This is a genomic window from Microbacterium sp. SORGH_AS_0421, assembly GCF_030818635.1.
Classification (GTDB): Bacteria; Actinomycetota; Actinomycetes; order Actinomycetales; family Microbacteriaceae; genus Microbacterium.
Genome location: NZ_JAUTAO010000001.1, coordinates 2964474 through 2980039 on the forward strand (window position 1 = coordinate 2964474; position 15566 = coordinate 2980039).

Annotated in this window: 19 protein-coding genes; 4 read left to right on the forward strand and 15 right to left on the reverse strand. The window is 69.9% G+C overall.

Features of this window, described 5'->3' with window-relative positions:
• Positions 1–293 precede the first annotated feature (293 nt).
• Positions 294–791, forward strand: a complete 498-nt coding sequence (locus QE416_RS14160) for a murein hydrolase activator EnvC (protein WP_267787117.1) — start codon at positions 294–296, stop codon at positions 789–791.
• 7 nt (positions 792–798) lie between these two features.
• On the opposite strand, the gene QE416_RS14165 is transcribed toward QE416_RS14160, so the two are convergent.
• From QE416_RS14165 to QE416_RS14210, 10 genes are all read right to left on the reverse strand, one after another.
• On the reverse strand, positions 799–1416 hold the full coding sequence (locus tag QE416_RS14165; RefSeq protein WP_307317111.1) for a DUF3060 domain-containing protein: 618 nt from the start codon (positions 1414–1416) through the stop codon (positions 799–801).
• Positions 1417–1530: 114 nt separating this feature from the next.
• The gene (locus QE416_RS14170) at positions 1531–2520 is read right to left on the reverse strand and encodes a tyrosine recombinase XerC (protein WP_307317113.1); all 990 of its coding nucleotides are present in this window, start codon (positions 2518–2520) and stop codon (positions 1531–1533) included.
• Between the two features lie 56 nt (positions 2521–2576).
• Complete coding sequence (gene dprA / locus QE416_RS14175; RefSeq protein ID WP_307317115.1) at positions 2577–3734, reverse strand: DNA-processing protein DprA; 1158 nt, start codon at positions 3732–3734, stop codon at positions 2577–2579.
• A complete protein-coding gene (locus QE416_RS14180; protein ID WP_307317117.1) occupies positions 3731–5254 on the reverse strand; it encodes a YifB family Mg chelatase-like AAA ATPase in 1524 nt (507 codons plus the stop codon). The genes dprA and QE416_RS14180 overlap by 4 nt, the downstream gene beginning before the upstream one ends.
• Positions 5251–5613, reverse strand: a complete 363-nt coding sequence (locus tag QE416_RS14185; protein ID WP_307317119.1) for a YraN family protein — start codon at positions 5611–5613, stop codon at positions 5251–5253. Before QE416_RS14185 ends, QE416_RS14180 begins: the two co-directional genes overlap by 4 nt.
• A gap of 92 nt (positions 5614–5705) precedes the next feature.
• Positions 5706–6029: a DUF2469 family protein gene (locus QE416_RS14190; RefSeq protein ID WP_055836674.1), complete on the reverse strand. Its 324-nt coding sequence runs from the start codon at positions 6027–6029 to the stop codon at positions 5706–5708.
• 85 nt (positions 6030–6114) lie between these two features.
• Positions 6115–6768 (reverse strand): ribonuclease HII, encoded by a 654-nt coding sequence (locus QE416_RS14195; protein ID WP_267787112.1) that lies wholly within the window; start codon positions 6766–6768, stop codon positions 6115–6117.
• Entirely contained in the window at positions 6765–7514 is a 750-nt protein-coding gene (gene lepB, locus QE416_RS14200) for a signal peptidase I (RefSeq protein WP_267787111.1), read from the reverse strand. Before lepB ends, QE416_RS14195 begins: the two co-directional genes overlap by 4 nt.
• A gap of 144 nt (positions 7515–7658) precedes the next feature.
• The gene (gene rplS, locus QE416_RS14205) at positions 7659–8006 is read right to left on the reverse strand and encodes a 50S ribosomal protein L19 (protein ID WP_267787110.1); all 348 of its coding nucleotides are present in this window, start codon (positions 8004–8006) and stop codon (positions 7659–7661) included.
• Positions 8007–8192: 186 nt separating this feature from the next.
• Positions 8193–8684 (reverse strand): MFS transporter permease, encoded by a 492-nt coding sequence (locus QE416_RS14210; RefSeq protein WP_307317120.1) that lies wholly within the window; start codon positions 8682–8684, stop codon positions 8193–8195.
• A 118-nt stretch (positions 8685–8802) separates the two neighbouring features.
• On the opposite strand from QE416_RS14210, the gene map reads away from it, so the two are divergent.
• Positions 8803–9585: a type I methionyl aminopeptidase gene (gene map / locus QE416_RS14215; RefSeq protein WP_210074681.1), complete on the forward strand. Its 783-nt coding sequence runs from the start codon at positions 8803–8805 to the stop codon at positions 9583–9585.
• Positions 9586–9786: 201 nt separating this feature from the next.
• Here map and trmD read toward each other — a convergent pair whose 3' ends face one another.
• From trmD to rpsP, 4 genes are read right to left on the reverse strand one after another with little or no spacing between them, the layout of a single operon-like run.
• The gene (gene trmD / locus QE416_RS14220; RefSeq protein ID WP_210074679.1) at positions 9787–10476 is read right to left on the reverse strand and encodes a tRNA (guanosine(37)-N1)-methyltransferase TrmD; all 690 of its coding nucleotides are present in this window, start codon (positions 10474–10476) and stop codon (positions 9787–9789) included.
• A gap of 1 nt (position 10477) precedes the next feature.
• Positions 10478–11125 (reverse strand): ribosome maturation factor RimM, encoded by a 648-nt coding sequence (gene rimM / locus QE416_RS14225; protein ID WP_307317124.1) that lies wholly within the window; start codon positions 11123–11125, stop codon positions 10478–10480.
• The gene (locus QE416_RS14230) at positions 11125–11355 is read right to left on the reverse strand and encodes an RNA-binding protein (RefSeq protein ID WP_094736438.1); all 231 of its coding nucleotides are present in this window, start codon (positions 11353–11355) and stop codon (positions 11125–11127) included. Before QE416_RS14230 ends, rimM begins: the two co-directional genes overlap by 1 nt.
• Positions 11356–11360: 5 nt before the next feature.
• The gene (rpsP, locus tag QE416_RS14235) at positions 11361–11774 is read right to left on the reverse strand and encodes a 30S ribosomal protein S16 (RefSeq protein ID WP_307317129.1); all 414 of its coding nucleotides are present in this window, start codon (positions 11772–11774) and stop codon (positions 11361–11363) included.
• 224 nt (positions 11775–11998) lie between these two features.
• Between rpsP and QE416_RS14240 the strand changes: the two genes are divergently transcribed.
• Both QE416_RS14240 and QE416_RS14245 read left to right on the forward strand, forming a co-directional pair.
• Positions 11999–13162, forward strand: coding sequence for a glutamate--cysteine ligase (locus QE416_RS14240; protein WP_307317132.1), 1164 nt, complete (start codon positions 11999–12001; stop codon positions 13160–13162).
• A 50-nt stretch (positions 13163–13212) separates the two neighbouring features.
• On the forward strand, positions 13213–13938 hold the full coding sequence (locus QE416_RS14245) for an SGNH/GDSL hydrolase family protein (protein WP_307317134.1): 726 nt from the start codon (positions 13213–13215) through the stop codon (positions 13936–13938).
• 32 nt (positions 13939–13970) lie between these two features.
• Here the strand turns inward: QE416_RS14245 and ffh are convergent, their stop codons facing one another.
• Positions 13971–15515, reverse strand: coding sequence for a signal recognition particle protein (gene ffh / locus QE416_RS14250; protein WP_307317137.1), 1545 nt, complete (start codon positions 15513–15515; stop codon positions 13971–13973).
• Positions 15516–15566 lie beyond the last annotated feature (51 nt).

Genomic DNA, 15566 nt, shown 5'->3' on the forward strand with positions numbered 1-15566 from the left:
GCTTTCGCGCCGTGGTTGTGGTTGTTCGCGTCGGACGGTCCGTCTGACGAGCCTGGTGCCCGGCGCACACCCGCCGACCGCCGAAGCGGAGGACCATGGGGTGTGGATGCCGCGCGGTGCGCCACCCCGAGGGGCGTCGCGTTGCGCTGTGGGCACGCGGAGTCATCTCGACGAGCGAGATGCAGGGTCCAGCATACAGGACTGCTCCTCCCCAGCCGCGTGCGGGGCGCGGACTCTCCCCGGTGGCACCTCCCCGCCCGCGGCCGGAACGCGGAGCGCGGAAGACTTCCGGGATGTTTTCGACATTGCTTCGCTCTCTGGGCCTGGTCGTCCTGATCGCGGTCGTGCTCGTACCGCCACGAGCAGAGGCCGCGGAAACCGATCCGCTCGCCCATCTCGGATGGGTGTGGCCGGCGACACCCGCGCAGGTGACTCGAGCGTTCGTCGCCCCCGCGCACGCGTACGGTCCGGGGCACCGCGGCATCGATCTGCGCGCCGACGCGGTTAGATCCCCCGCAGATGGACGGATCGCCTTCGTCGGGATGGTCGCCGGTCGCGACATCCTCACGATCGACCACGGGGGCGGGCTCGTGACGACTTTCGAGCCGGTCGTCACCGAGCTCGCCGTGGGCGACACGGTCGCGCGGGCAGCGCTCGTGGGCAGGGTCTCCGCGGGCGGTCACGCGACGCCCGGCACCGTCCACTTCGGCGTCCGGTTCCAGAGCGACTACGTCAACCCTCTGAGGCTGCTGGGTGGGGTACCGCGGGCCGTGCTCCTGCCATGCTGCTGAGCCGCGCTCAGCCGATCTGGTTGCCCCGACCCTCGACCGTCTGTGCGCTCACTCCCCCCGTGGCGCGGATGACGTTGTCCTGACCGCGGACGGTGACGGACGAGACCGCGCCTCCCGCGTCGACCGTCGAGCGATCTCCGCTCAGATCGATGCTGCCGATGGCTCCGGCGGCGCGGACAGAACCGTCGTTGCCCTGGAGGACGAGCACGTCGATCGCCGCGGCATCCACTCGAGCGCGGTCTCCTGAGATGCGGAGGGTGCGGATGGATGCCGCCGAAGCGTCGACCGAGAGGGCGGAGCCCGACACGGTGAGTTCGGAGCAGGTGCCGACGATGCGGACGGTCTGCTCGGCCCCTGACACCGACTGGCTGCCGCCGTCGCCGCACGAAAGCGCGCCAGCCGGAGCGTCCCCGGGAGGACTGGTCGAGACACCGATCTGGGCCGGCACGGGAGACGCCGTCACGACGGACGGAGACGGAACCGCCGCAGCGGGCGGCGGGCTCGAGACGGCGAGTCCGGGAGGCAGACGGGTCTCGACCGGCTCGGGTGTCAGGCTGCAGGCGCTGAGCGCGACGGCGAGGCCGATCACGCCGATCGCGGCGGGCGCTAGACGGTGAAGGTCCACGAGTCCACGCTAAGGGGTGGGGCGCACGTGCGCACGCGAGGCGCCGTCGACGCGAGCGCGCTGCCGAGCTGCGCGGGCCGAGTACGCGGAAGACACCGCGCGAGACCCCGTCTGTCAGGCTCGGGGGTGGGCGAGACGGTAGGCCTCGCGCAGACGCTCGGCCGAGACATGCGTGTAGATCTGGGTCGTGCCCAAGCTCGCGTGGCCGAGGATCTCCTGCACGGCGCGCAGATCCGCCCCGCCGTCGAGCAGGTGGGTCGCCGCAGAGTGGCGGAGGGCGTGGGGGCCGAGCACCTCCGTGCCGACGCTCGGCGCGACCGTCCTCGTGACGAGCGTGTGAACGGCCCGCGGCCCGAGCCGGGCCCCTCTCGCGCCGAGGAAGACGGCGCGACCAGCGCCAGGGGCCACCTCGCGCGCCTTTCCGCGACCGTTCGGGCCCCGCGTCGCGGCACCGTCGCCCCCCGCATCGGGAGTCGTGGAGGCTTCCAACGCACGAGCCCGCAGTGCCGGACGTGCTCGCACGAGATAGGCCTCCAGCGCACGAGCCGCGGGGAGCCCGAACGGGACCACTCGGTCCTTGTCGCCCTTACCTCGCAGCAGGACGGTCCGTCGCTCGTGATCGACGTCGTCGAGGTCCAGCGCGCACACCTCGGACACACGAGCGCCGGAGCCGTACAGCAGTTCGAGCAGGGCATGATCGCGGAGGCAGACCGGATCTCCGCCGGCCGCGTGCTCGGCGGTGGCGGCGAGCACGCGCTCCATCGCATCCGCCGTGGCCACCACGGGAAGCGTTCGTCCGCGTTTGGGTGACACGAGCCGCTGCGAGGGATCAGAGGCGACGATTTCCTCCTCGACCGCCCACGCGAAGAACCCTCTGACCGTCGACGCCCGACGCGCCGCGGTCGCCTTCGACTGCCCTGATTTCGCGGCCTGCCACTGCCACTCACGCAGGTCTTCGACATCGACGTCCGCCAGGACTCGGTCGCCCAGGGCCGAGGCGAGGTGGGCGAGGTCGGACCGATACGACCGCACCGTCGCGACGGAAAGCCGACGCACGTCGGACAGATGGGCCAGGTAGCCCTCCACGGCTTCCGTCAGGTGCATTCATCCAGACTGCCCGCCGATCGCCCTCGATGGTTCGACGACGCGCGAGATCTCGTTCATCGCTCCCCCCGCGAGCGCGCCGCCGTCCAGAGACCGTCGTCATCGCGGCGGACTCTGCCCTCGAGCTCGGCGAAGCCGAGGAGCACGCCCGCTTCATCGACCGACAACCCGCTCCGGCGTGCGATCTCGACCGTCGAACGAGCCGTGCGCGGGGAGAGCGCGTCGAACACCCTCGTCGTCTCGTCCGTCCGCTCCGTCGGGTTCTGCGGCTCCTGCACGTGCGTCCCGATCATCTCAAGAACGTCCGCCGACGACGTCACGCACACCCCGCCGAACTCGCGGAGGATCCGGTGGCATCCCGCGGAGGCGGCGCTCGTGACGGGCCCGGGTACCGCACCGAGCGCGCGGCCGAGGCTCGCCGCGTGAGCGGCTGTGTTGAGCGAGCCGCTCCGCCAGCCGGCCTCGACGACCACGACCGCGTCGGCTATCGCCGCGATCAGACGGTTCCGCGCGAGGAACCTCCACTTGGTGGGTGCCGCACCGCAGGGCGTCTCACTCCACACCGCGCCCTCGCTTGCGATCCTCGACAGCAGGCCCTCGTGCCCGCGGGGATAAGCGCGGTCCACACCCCCGGCGAGGAAGGCGAGCGTCTTACCCCCCGCCGACAACGCGGCGCGATGGGCCGCCCCGTCGATCCCGTAGGCCGCACCCGAGACGACGACGACGCCGGCGGCCGACAGTTCCGCGGCGAGGTCGGCCGCCACGCCCTCGCCGTAGGCCGTGGACGCCCGAGCCCCCACCAGGGCGACGGCGGGACGATCGCTCGCCACGTCTCCCCCACGACGCCAGAGAGCCGCCGGCGCGTGATCGCCGAGGTCGTCGAGCCGCGTGGGCCAACGGTCATCCCCCGGCACGACGAGCGAGGCGCCCGCGCGACGCGCGGCGTCGAGCACCGCGGTGATGGCCTCCGGCTGCAAGCGCGGAAGCCAGCGCGCTCTCGCGGCCCGGAACTGCGCGTCCTGCGTGTCGGTGGCGACGCGTAGGGCATCCACTGCCCCGTGCGTCGCGATGAGCGCACCCGCCGATCCGTCGCCCGGTTCGGCGAGGACGCTCCAGACGGCCCGGGCGTAGGCCTCCTCGACCCCCGCGTCGCTCCCCCTGAGCCCCGCGAGCGCCCGGCGAGCCTCCCCGGGATCGACGACGAACGCCGTCACGCGACCGCTCCCCGGCGCAGAAACAGAGCGCGACCGACGTCTTCGGATCGCAGCGCGTCGTGACCGGCGATATCGGCGACCGTCCAGGCAACGCGCAGCAGCCGGTCGTACCCGCGCAAGGTCAGGGCACCGCGACGCAGGGCCGTGTCGAGGGGCCGCAGCACAGCGGCCGGAGGAGCCGCGGGTCCGCGCAGCCACGTCCCCGGGACGTCGGCGTTTCGACGCCAGGGCGTCTGCGCCCATCTCTGCGCGGCGCGCGCACGCGCCTTCGCCACGATGGCGCGTGCCTCCTCGGATGACATCGACCGCGCGCTGCCCTCGTGACGGGCGGTCGACACACGTTGCAGCCGCAGGTCGATGTCGATGCGGTCGAGAAGCGGGCCGGAGAGACGCCGCGTGTATCGCCGGATCGCCTGCGGAGCGCACTCGCACGAACCGCCCGCTACCCCGTACTGACCGCAGGGACAGGGGTTCGTCGCCACGACGAGCTGGAACCGCGCCGGATACGTCGCGGAGACCCCGGACCGGTGCACCTGGATCACACCGCTCTCGAGCGGCTGCCGGAGAGCGTCGAGAACGGACGCCGGGAACTCGCCGCCCTCGTCGAGAAACAGCACCCCCTCACTCGCGCGGGCGATGGCCCCCGGTCGCACGACGCCCGATCCGCCGCCGATCAACGCCGCAGCGGTCGCCCCGTGATGAGGGCTCTCGAACGGAGGCGTCCTCGACAGACGCGTCACAGCCTCGCCCGACAACGAGCGGATCGAAGCGACCGACAGCGCTGCCTCGTCGTCCAAGGGCGGCAGGATGCCGGGGAGCCGTCGCGCCAGCATGGTCTTCCCCGCACCCGGGGGTCCGCTCATCAACAGGTGATGCCCGCCCGCGGCGGCGACCACCAGCGCGTCGACCGCATCCCTCTGCCCCACGACGTCGGCGAGTTCGAGACACTCGTCTTCCGCCACGCCCGTCGCCGGTGCCGCGACCGGCTCGAGGTCGACGGCATCGCTGTTCCCGCCGTGCCACCTCACCACTTCGGCGAGGCAGCCGGCCGCGAACACCTCGACGCCGTCGATGAGTCCGGCCTCCGCGGCGTTCGCCGCCGGAACCACCACCTGCCGGTGTCCCGCCCGCTGTGCCGCGACCACCGCGGGCAGCACTCCGGGGACGGGTCGGAGACGGCCGTCGAGCCCGAGCTCGCCGATGTGCACGGTCTCTGCGACGCGTGCGGCGTCCATCCGCACCGACGTGGCGAGAGCGGCGACGGCGATGGCCACGTCGAATCCCGACCCGCGCTTGGGCAGGCTCGCCGGAGAGAGGTTGACGGTGATCCGCCGCTTCGGCAGGTCGAGACCGCGGTTCGTGCAGGCGCCGCGCACGCGCCGTCCGGCCTCGCCCAGGGCCTTGTCGGCGAGCCCGATGATCGAGAACTCCGGGGTCTGCGACGACACGTCGGCCTCGACCTCGACGAGGTCTCCGTGCAGCCCCGACAGAGCGACGGCCCAGGTGCGCGCGAGGGTCACAGCGCGTCCTCGAGGTGCTCGAGGCGAGCGTGCGCGGGATCGGCTCCGATCAGACCGATCGCATCGACCCGGAGCCGCCGGCCTCGCGCCTCGTCCGGGTGGGCCGCGAGCCACGCCATCGCCAGGCGCCACAGACGCTGCGCCTTGCGGGCGTCGATCGCCTCGAAGGGATGACCGTAGTCCTCGGTCCGCCGGGTCTTGACCTCGACCACCACCAGCGTCTCGCCGCGCACCGCGACGATATCGATCTCGCCGTGAGCGCACCGCCAGTTGCGCGAGAGGATGCGGTAGCCGTCGTCCGTCAGGTACGCGGCGGCGCGGTCTTCGCCGGCCCTGCCGAGCTCGTCTTTCGTTGCCATGCCCGAGAGCGTGGCATCCGTCTCACCCGGCCCGCGGCACGCGAACGGCTATCCGGGGACAGCGGCGTGAACCGCCCCTCTGTGGAGGAGCCTCAGTTGTCGAGAGAGAGCTCGTCCGGAAGCTGGAAGTCGTGGCGCGAGAGCTCCTCGACGTTGACGTCTTTGAAGGTGAGCACGCGCACCGACTTCACGAACCGGTCGGCGCGGTAGATGTCCCACACCCAGACGTCCGTCATCGAGATCTCGAAGTAGAAGTCGTGCTCGGTGTCGCGGCGGACGACATTGACGTCGTTCGCGAGATAGAACCGGCGCTCGGTCTCGATCACATAGGTGAATTGGCGCACGACATCGCGGTACTCGCGGTACAGGGCCAGCTCGAGTTCGCGGTCGTAGTCCTCGAAGACGTCGTCATCCATGGTTGTTCCATCCTAGGCGGGCGCCGTCATCCCGGCCGCACGGTGGTCTCGCTCGGGCGAGTCCCGCGGGCGACGTTCACGAGAGTCAGAAGAGCGTCGGGGCGGCCGCGATCGCCCAGGAGTGCCGGTGGTGCACGCTCATGCCGTACGCGGTGATCGCGTCGCGATGGTCGAGGCTCGCGTACCCCTTGTTCCGAGCCCACCCGTACGCCGGATGGTCGTCGTGCAAGCCCGTCATCAGCGTGTCGCGGGCGACCTTGGCGATGACGGATGCCGCGGCGGCGCTCGCGCAGTCACGGTCGGCCTTGATGATCGGACGCACGGTCAGACCGGACTCCCCCGCGGGCGTGATGTAGTCGTGGTTGCCGTCGAGGATCACCACGGCGTGTTCGGGCACGACGCCGTGCGCGCGTAGATCGGCGATGGCACGGACCGCGGCCAGCCCCAGTGCCCGGATGATGCCGATCTCGTCGACCTCGACCGAGCTCGCCCATCCGACGGCGCTGTGCTGCACGAAGGCTGCCGCGCGCGCGGCGACGTCGGGGCGACGCGCCTCGGGCACGAGCTTGGAATCTCGCAGCCCCTGCGGCACCCTCTTGCGCGAGCGCGTCGGATCGATCACCGCGGCCCCCACCGCGACGGGACCCGCCAGGGCTCCGCGCCCGACCTCGTCGCACGCGATGACGATCGCGTGCTCCTTGAGCAGGCGACGCTCGAGGGTGAGAGTGGGTTCGATCACTTCGCCGCCGGCGCGGGAACCCCCGCGAACACCTCGTGATGGAAGTCGATCAGACCGAAGCGCGTGAACGGCCAGGTGATGAGGAAGGCACGACCCACGACGTTGTCGACGGGAACGAAGCCCTGCCCCGGCTGGTCCTGGTTGAAGCGCGAATCGCGCGAGCTGTTGCGGTTGTCGCCGAGCACCCAGAGCGAACCGTCGGGCACCGTGATGTCGTACGGAACGGGCTCGGGGGCGGTAGCGCCGGGGGCGAGACGCACGTAGCTCTCGTCGATGGGCACGCCGTTGACGGTCGTCTGCCCCAGGGCATTGCAGCAGACCACGTGGTCGCCCGCGGTGCCGATGACCCGCTTGATGAGGTGGTCGTCGCTGTCGGGAGCGGACAGGCCGAAGAGCGAGAGCACCCAGTCCGCGCCCTCGACGACCGGCGACCGCTGCTCGGAGGGGCTCGGGGGCAGCCACCCGCCCGGATCGCGGAACACGACGACGTCACCCCGCGAGTACTGACCGAAACGCGGAGTCAACTCGTCCACGAGGATCCGGTCCTTGATCATCAGCGTGTTCTCCATCGACGCCGACGGGATGTAGAACGAGCGCACGACGAACGTCTTGACGAGGAACGACACCACGAGCGCGATCAGCACGATCACGAGGAGGTCGCGCAAGAACGCTCCCCATCCGCGTCGACGTCGTCCGGCGGGGCGGGATGCCACGGCATCCGAGGTCGAGGCGGTCTGATCGCTCATGTGTTCCTTCACCGGGTCCGACGCACACCGACCGAACCGCAGGAACCAGGGTCGCACATCGCGGAGCCGCCCCGTGACCGGCCTCGCCGTGAGAACGCCGAACGCCCCGGGGGTGAGACCCACGGGGCGTTCGAGAGAGCGGACTCAGCGGTCGCGCTTCTCCTTGATCTTCGCCTTCTTGCCACGCAGGCTGCGCAGGTAGTACAGCTTGGCGCGACGCACGTCACCGCGCGTGACGACCTCGATGTGGTCGATCACGGGGCTGTGGACCGGGAAGGTGCGCTCGACGCCGACCTGGAAGCTGACCTTGCGGACGCAGAAGGTCTCGCGAACGCCGTCGCCCGAGCGGCCGATGACGACGCCCTGGAACACCTGGATACGCGAGCGGTTGCCTTCGGTGATGTTGACGTGGACCTTGACGGTGTCGCCGGGGCCGAAGGTGGGGATGTCGGAGCGGAGCGAAGCCGCGTCGACGGAGTCGAGGATCTGCATGATCATCACTTCCTGCGACCGCCACAGGTCGATCGCACGATAAGAGGGAAAAGGTGAGGCGTACCCGAAGCCGCGAGAGCGGCTGACTCCCCTGAGGCAGAGCCGGTCAGGGCACAATCGACCATTCTGCCACGCCGGGGCCGACCAGCCAAAACGATTCGCCTGACGGGATCCGGGAGTCGCGCGTCACTCGGCGCGACGGGACTCGGTCACGACAATGACCTCGGCATCCGTCGGCCGGGTCGTACGCTCGCGCGCGGGCGGGATGTAGGCCGTACCGTCGGGCGTGTGCAGCACGGTCATCGCGCCGCGCGCCTCGCTCCACAGCTGCGCGAGCGTCGACCAGAACAACACGAGCGCGCCCACGATCGACAGCACGAGGAGAGGGAAGAAGACGCGGGAGTCGAACAGACCGAGGGCGACGATCACGACGTGCCAGAGTCCGAGACCGGCCAGATCCCGCCACGACACCGCGCGATTCTCACGCACGCTGCCGCGCGCACGGATCAGCAACGACAGCACGAGCTGCGAGATGAACACGGCCGGCACCGCGACGAAGAGCCACAACAGCCCCCAAGCGCTGCCCCCGGAGAACACGATCCACCCGACGAACAACCACAGCGGCAGAACGAAAGCGGCCGGGAACAGCCAGTGGAGGAACAGTCTTCGCAGCGCCATGACCCGATGCTAGGGCTCCATCATGTGCTCCGCCTCTGAGAAACCTATGGCGACGTCCGGTCGGGCGGCCGCCTCGCGCATCGGGGAGAATGGAGGTTCGACGCGAGAGGAACCACCCATGATCGAACTGCGCACCCCGGCCGAGATCGACGCGATGCGCCCCGCCGGACGCTTCGTCGCGGAGGTGCTGGCCACGCTGCGTGCCGAGACGAAGGTGGGAACGAACCTCCTGCAGCTGGACCGTCGCGCGCACGAGATGATCCGCTCGGCGGGGGCCGAGTCGTGCTACATCGATTACCACCCCTCGTTCGGCGCGAGCCCCTTCGGCAAGGTGCTCTGCACCTCGATCAACGACGCCGTGCTGCACGGGCTCCCCCACGACTACACGCTGCGAGACGGCGACCTCGTGTCGCTCGACTTCGCCGCGTCTGTCGACGGCTGGGTCGCCGACTCGGCCGTCTCATTCGTCGTGGGTACCGCGCGCGACGAGGACCTCGCACTCATCGACACGACCCAGCGCGCTCTCGCCGCGGCGATCGAGGCGGCGACCGTGGGGCACAAGATCGGCGACATCTCCGCCGCGATCGCCTCCGTCGCCCACGCGGACGACCTCAGCATCAACCTCGACTTCGGCGGTCACGGTGTCGGCCGCACCATGCACGGCGACCCCCACGTCGCCAACGACGGCAAGGCCGGACGCGGCTACCCCCTGCGCGCGGGTCTCGTCCTCGCCCTCGAGCCCTGGTTCCTGCAGACCACCGATGAACTCGTCACCGACCCGGACGGGTGGACGCTTCGCAGCGCCGACGGCTCGCGTGGCGCGCACTCCGAGCACACGGTGGCGATCACGGCCGAGGGCCCGATCGTGCTCACCGACCGCTCGTTCCTCGGCGTCGACTGAAGAACGTCTCCGGATGCCGCGGCCTCGAGGTCGCGGCATCCGTCATGTCCGGCCCGTCCTGCGGCGGCGGACCTCCGAAGAACCGCTCGCTCTTCTCCGGCTGCACCGCGGAGAATGCGAGAGCGCGCCGACCCGGGGGCTCGGCGAACGTGAGACAGTGCCGCAGATCCCGCATGCCGCGGAGCGTCGCGCCGACGAGCGTCAGTCGGCGAGCAGGTCGGGCCGACGCTCGCGGGTGCGCTGCACCTGCTGCTCACGCCGCCAGGTAGCCACAGCGCCGTGGTTGCCGCTGAGAAGCACGGGAGGCACCTCGCGCCCGCGCCACGCGGCCGGCTTGGTGAACGAGGGGTATTCGAGCAGGCCGTCCTCGTGCGACTCCTCGACCAGGCTCTCGGGGTTGCCGACGACACCGGGAATGAGGCGCCCGATCGCTTCGACCATCGCCATGACGGCGACCTCACCGCCGTTCAGCACGTAGTCGCCGAGCGATATCAGGCGTACGTCACCGAGCTCGGCCGCGTAATCGAAGACGCGCTCGTCGATGCCTTCGTATCGCCCGCAACCGAACACGAGGTGCGGTGCGGTGGAAAGCTCGCGGGCTGTCGCCTGCGTGAACCGTTCGCCCGCGGGCGAGGGGAAGATGATGACAGGGCGAGACTCGGCGTCGCGCGTCACGTCATCGAGGGCCTCGCCCCAGGGCTCGGGTTTCATCACCATGCCGGCACCGCCACCGTAGGGGGTGTCGTCGACCGTGCGGTGTCGGTCGTGCGTGTACGCGCGCAGATCCCGGATGCGCACGTCGAGCAGCCCGCTCTGCCGGGCCTTGCCGAGCAGCGAGACCTCGAGAGCGTCGAAGATCGTCGGGAAGATCGAGACGACGTCGATGCGCACGTCAGTCCTCGGAGGTATCGGTGTTCTCGTCGTCGGAGTCGTCCGACACCGAGGCGGGCTCGGGCTCGTCGCCGGCCTCGGCCGGGAGCTCCTCGAACAATCCCACGGGGGGCGTGACGACGACACGGCCACCGGCGATGTCGACCTCGGGCACGATGGCGCCGACGAAGGGGACGAGCACCTCGCGGTCCTCGCCGACCATGCGGACGATGAGGAGGTCCTGAGCCGGGAAGTGGTCGACACGCGCGACCCGACCGATGACGGCCCCGTCGCGCACGACATCCAGACCGACCAACTGGTGGTCGTACCAGGCGTCGTCTTCAGCGGGGGCAGCCTCGGAGTCCTGGTCGATCCAGAGGATCGCCTTGACGAGCTCTTCTGCCGCGTTGCGGTCGTCGACACCCTCGAAGAAGGCGACCGGGTGCGAGTTCATCCATCGGAACTCACGGACCGTCAGCTCTCGGCCGTGCCACGGCGAGGATTCGGGAACCTGCAGGGTGAAGGTGCTCCCCGGCGTGAAACGGCCGTCGGGATCGTCGGTGTACAGCTCGAGCTTGAACGCACCCTTCAGGCCGTGGGCCTTGACGAGGCGGCCGACGCGGAGCTGGGTCTTGGCGGGCTGAGCGCCCGCGATGTCGCCGTTCGCCATCAGTCGTCGGCGACATCGACGCGCACACGGCGTCCGTCGGCGAGAGCCGACACGAGCGTGCGCAGTGCTTTGGCGGTGCGTCCGCCGCGCCCGATCACGCGACCCCGGTCGTCGGGGTGCACGCGAACCTCCAGCACGTCACCGCGAGGCGAAGAGCTGGAACGGATGGTCACGGCATCCGGGTGATCGACGATCCCCTTGACGACGTGTTCGAGCGCGGCAGACAGCACGGGAATTACTCGGCCGAGGTCTCGGCGGCGTCCTCAGCGGGCGCCTCGGCGGGAGCTTCGGCCTTCTTCTCGGCCTTGGGCTTGACGACCGACTTCTTCGAGGCATCCGCCTCGAACGCGACCTTGGGCTCGCGGACCTTGACGGTCGAGACGGCGTTCTTGTCGCCCTTGAACTTGCCCCAGTCGCCCGTGAGCTTGAGGATGGCGGCAACCTGCTCGGTGGGCTGGGCGCCCACGGAGAGCCAGTACTGCGCGCGCTCCGAGTCGACCTCGATGAACGAGGGCTCCTCGGTCGGGTGGTACTTGCCGATCTCCTCGATGACACGACCATCGCGCTTGGTGCGCGAGTCGGCGACGACGATGCGGTAGTAGGGCGCACGGATCTTTCCGAGGCGCTTGAGACGGATCTTGACAGCCACGATGACTCCAAATGATGAAAAAGGAACGAACCGAACGCCTGGAGAGTGGGGTGCACACCCGGCGGAAGCTCAAAAGGGTGGACCGACACTGGATAGAGGGTCGAGTGGCGGGTCCAGCCCTCTATTCTGCCAGATCCCCGGACCCCGCGGTGACACGCGACGCGCCGCGACACGGAGCGTAGCGGAAGATCCCGGCATCCGACCCCCGTGTCAGACTGAGCCGCATGAGGCTGCCGTTCGCTGCATCGACACGCTCGTCCGTGGGTCTGGAGTGGGAGCTCATGCTCGCCGACCGCGAGACGGGCGACCTGGTCCCGCGCGCACCGGAGATCCTCGACCAGCTCGAGGAGAAGACCGCCCTCGAGCGCTTCACCGTCACGGGCGAACTGCTGACCAACACCGTCGAGGTGACCAGCGGCGTCGGCCACACCGTCGCCGAGGCCGTCGACGACATCGCCGACGCCATCTGCGCGGTGCGCGAAGAGACCGAGCCGCGCGGCGTCGAGCTCCTGTGCGCCGGCAGCCACCCTTTCGCGCAGTGGTTCGACCAAGAGGTCACCGACAAGACGCGGTACCACTCCCTCATCGAACGCACCCAGTGGTGGGGGCGCAACATGATGATCTGGGGCATCCACGTGCACATCGGCATCGACGACGTCGAGAAGGTCGTGCCGATCGTCAACGCGTTGACCGTGTACCTCCCCCACCTCCAGGCGCTTTCGGCGTCCAGTCCGTTCTGGGCGGGCGAGCGCACCGGCTACGCCTCGAATCGCGCCCTCGTCTTCCAGCAGCTACCGACCGCAGGTCTCCCCTGGCAGCTGGAGTCCTGGGGGGACTTCGAGAGCTACCTCGACGACATGGTCCGCACCGGGGTGATGGCGGATGCCAGCGAAGTGCGCTGGGACATCCGACCGGCGCCCAAGTGGGGCACCGTCGAGATCCGCGCCTGCGATGGGATGTCGACCCTCCCGGAGCTGGCCGCGGTCGCCTCTCTCGCGCAGACGCTGGTCGAGCACTTCTCTCGGTTGCTCGACGAGGGGCGGGAGCTGCCCGGCATCCCGCCCTGGTACGCCCGCGAGAACAAGTGGCGCGCAGCCCGGTACGGCCTCGATGCGCGAGTGATCGTCGATCGTGAGGGCACGCAGCGCCCCGTCGTCGATCACTTGCGCGAGACCATGGAGGACCTCGCCGACATCGCTCTTGAGCTGAAGTGCGCGAAGGAGTTCGCGAGTCTCGAGACGATCCTGGCCACGGGCGGCAGCTCAGCGCGGCAGATCGCGGTGGCACAGGCCGCCGACGGCGATCTGCGCGAGGTCGTCCGGCACCTCATTCGCGAGTTCCGCGGAGGCCCTACCCTGCGCGAGCATCTCGCGGCCCTGCGCGTCTAGGGAGCCAACCTCGGCGCTCGTTCATAGGTGGACACTCCTAGGATCGCGTCATGACCTTCGGACGCCGGATCAGGGTGGCCGCGCTGACAGCCCTCTCCGCGGGCGTCCTCGCGACGCTCGTCGGCTGCGCGTCCGATCTTCCTCAGACCGCAGCCGCCCCCACGTTCGCCGCGCCCATCCTCGAGGCCAGTCCCTCGCCCTCGTCGACCTCCTCGACGCCGCTGCGCGTGGTGACCCTCGGAGACTCCCTCATGTCGGGCTTCGGCTTGGAGCCGCAGCAGGCCTGGCCGACGCTTCTCGCCGGGCGAGCTCATGTCTGGCTCACGAACCTGGCCTGCCCGGGCATGGGCTTCGTCGTCCAGGGCGATTGCGGCACGACCTATGCCGGCCTCATGCCCGCGGTCGCCGCCCTTCAGCCGCAGCTGCTCATCGTCGAGTCCTCGAGCAACGACTTCTGGGAAGACGAAGACGAGATCCGCACGGACACCGCGGACACCGTGCACCAGTTGCGCGCGGCCGCTCCCGATGCGCGCATCGTCGGCCTCAGCACCATCTGGAACGATGACCCCGAGGTCCCCGGCGACACGAAAGTCACCTCCGACGCCCTCAAGGACGCCGTCGACAAGGTGGGGGGAACCTTCATCGATGTCGGCCAGCCCCTCGCCGGTCACCCCGAGTGGATGCAGGAGGACGACGTCCACCCCACCCCGCGGGGCCAGCGTGCGATCGAGCAGACTGTCATGTCGGCCTTGCAGGACGCAGACGTCCTGCCCTGACGCAGATGCCGGGCCGACCCCGGCGACACGGGTCAGCCGCGACCGAGCATCTTCTGCAGCTCGGCGAGGTCGGCCTCGCTCGGAGCCGCCTGACCGCCCAGTCCGAAGCCCGAGCCGGTGGCCGGGGCAGAGGCCGCGATGCCGGCGTTCTCGGCCGCGCGCTTGGCCGGGTTGCCCGAACGCGAGCCCTTGGCCTTCTGCTGCTTGCCTCGCTTCGACGAGGCGCCGGGCTTTCCACCGACGGGACCCATGCCGGGGATGTTGGGCACACCTCCGCGCGCGACCGTCTTCATCATCTTCGCCGCCTGCTCGAACCGCTGCACGAGCTGGTTGACGTCCGTGACCGTCATACCCGAACCGCGCGCGATGCGCAGGCGCCGAGAGCCGTTCAGCATCTTGGGGTTCCGGCGCTCCGCGACCGTCATCGAGCGGATGATCGCCTCGGTTCGGTCGATCTCGCGCTCGTCGAAGTTCTCGAGCTGTTGCTTCATGTTTCCCATGCCCGGGAGCATCCCGAGCATCTTCTTCATGGAGCCCATCTTCTTCATCTGCTGCATCTGCTCGAGGAAGTCCTCGAGGGTGAAGGTCTCTGTCGCGAGCTTCTCGGCGACCTTCATCGCCTCGGCCTCGTCGAAAGCGGACTGCGCCTGCTCGATCAGGGTGAGGATGTCACCGAGGTCGAGGATGCGCGACGCCATGCGGTCGGGGTGGAAGGGCTCGACGTCGTCGAGACCCTCACCCGTGGACGCGAAGATGATGGGGCGGCCGGTCACCGAGGCCACCGAGAGCGCGGCACCGCCTCGGGCGTCACCGTCGAGCTTCGACAGCACCACGCCGGTGAAGTCCACGCCGTCCTGGAACGCCTTGGCCGTGTTCACGGCATCCTGACCGATCATGGCGTCGATGACGAACAGCACCTCGTCGGGCTGCGTCGCGGTGCGGATGTCGGAAGCCTGCTTCATCAGCTCGGCATCGACGCCGAGGCGGCCGGCGGTGTCGATGATGACGATGTCGTGCTGCTGACGCGTCGCGTAGGCGACGCCGTCGCGGGCGACCTTCACCGGGTCGCCGACGCCGTTGCCCGGCTCGGGCGCGTACACGGCGGCTCCGGCGCGCTCGGCGACGACCTGGAGCTGATTGACGGCGTTGGGGCGCTGGAGGTCGCACGCAACCAGGAGCGGGGTGTGGCCGTCCTTCTCGAGCATCTTGGCGAGCTTGCCCGCGAAAGTGGTCTTACCCGAGCCCTGGAGGCCGGCGAGCATGATGACGGTCGGCGGGTTCTTCGCGAACCGCAGACGACGCTGCTGGCCGCCCAGGATGCCGATGAGTTCGTCGTTGACGATCTGCACGACCTGCTGTGCCGGGTTCAGCGCGCGATTGACCTCGTCGCCGAGGGCGCGCTCGCGGACGGCGGCGGTGAACTCCTTGACCACGGGCAGCGCGACGTCCGCGTCGAGAAGGGCTCGGCGGATCTCGCGCACCGTCCCGTCGACGTCGGCGGGCGTGAGCTGGCCCTTCTTCCGGAGATTGCGGAAGGTCTCTGTGAGCCGGTCGGAGAGGGTGCCGAAAGTCGCCATGATGAGTCGAGTTTACGCGGGGCAGGGCGCGTTCGCCGCCCGCCGTGCGCT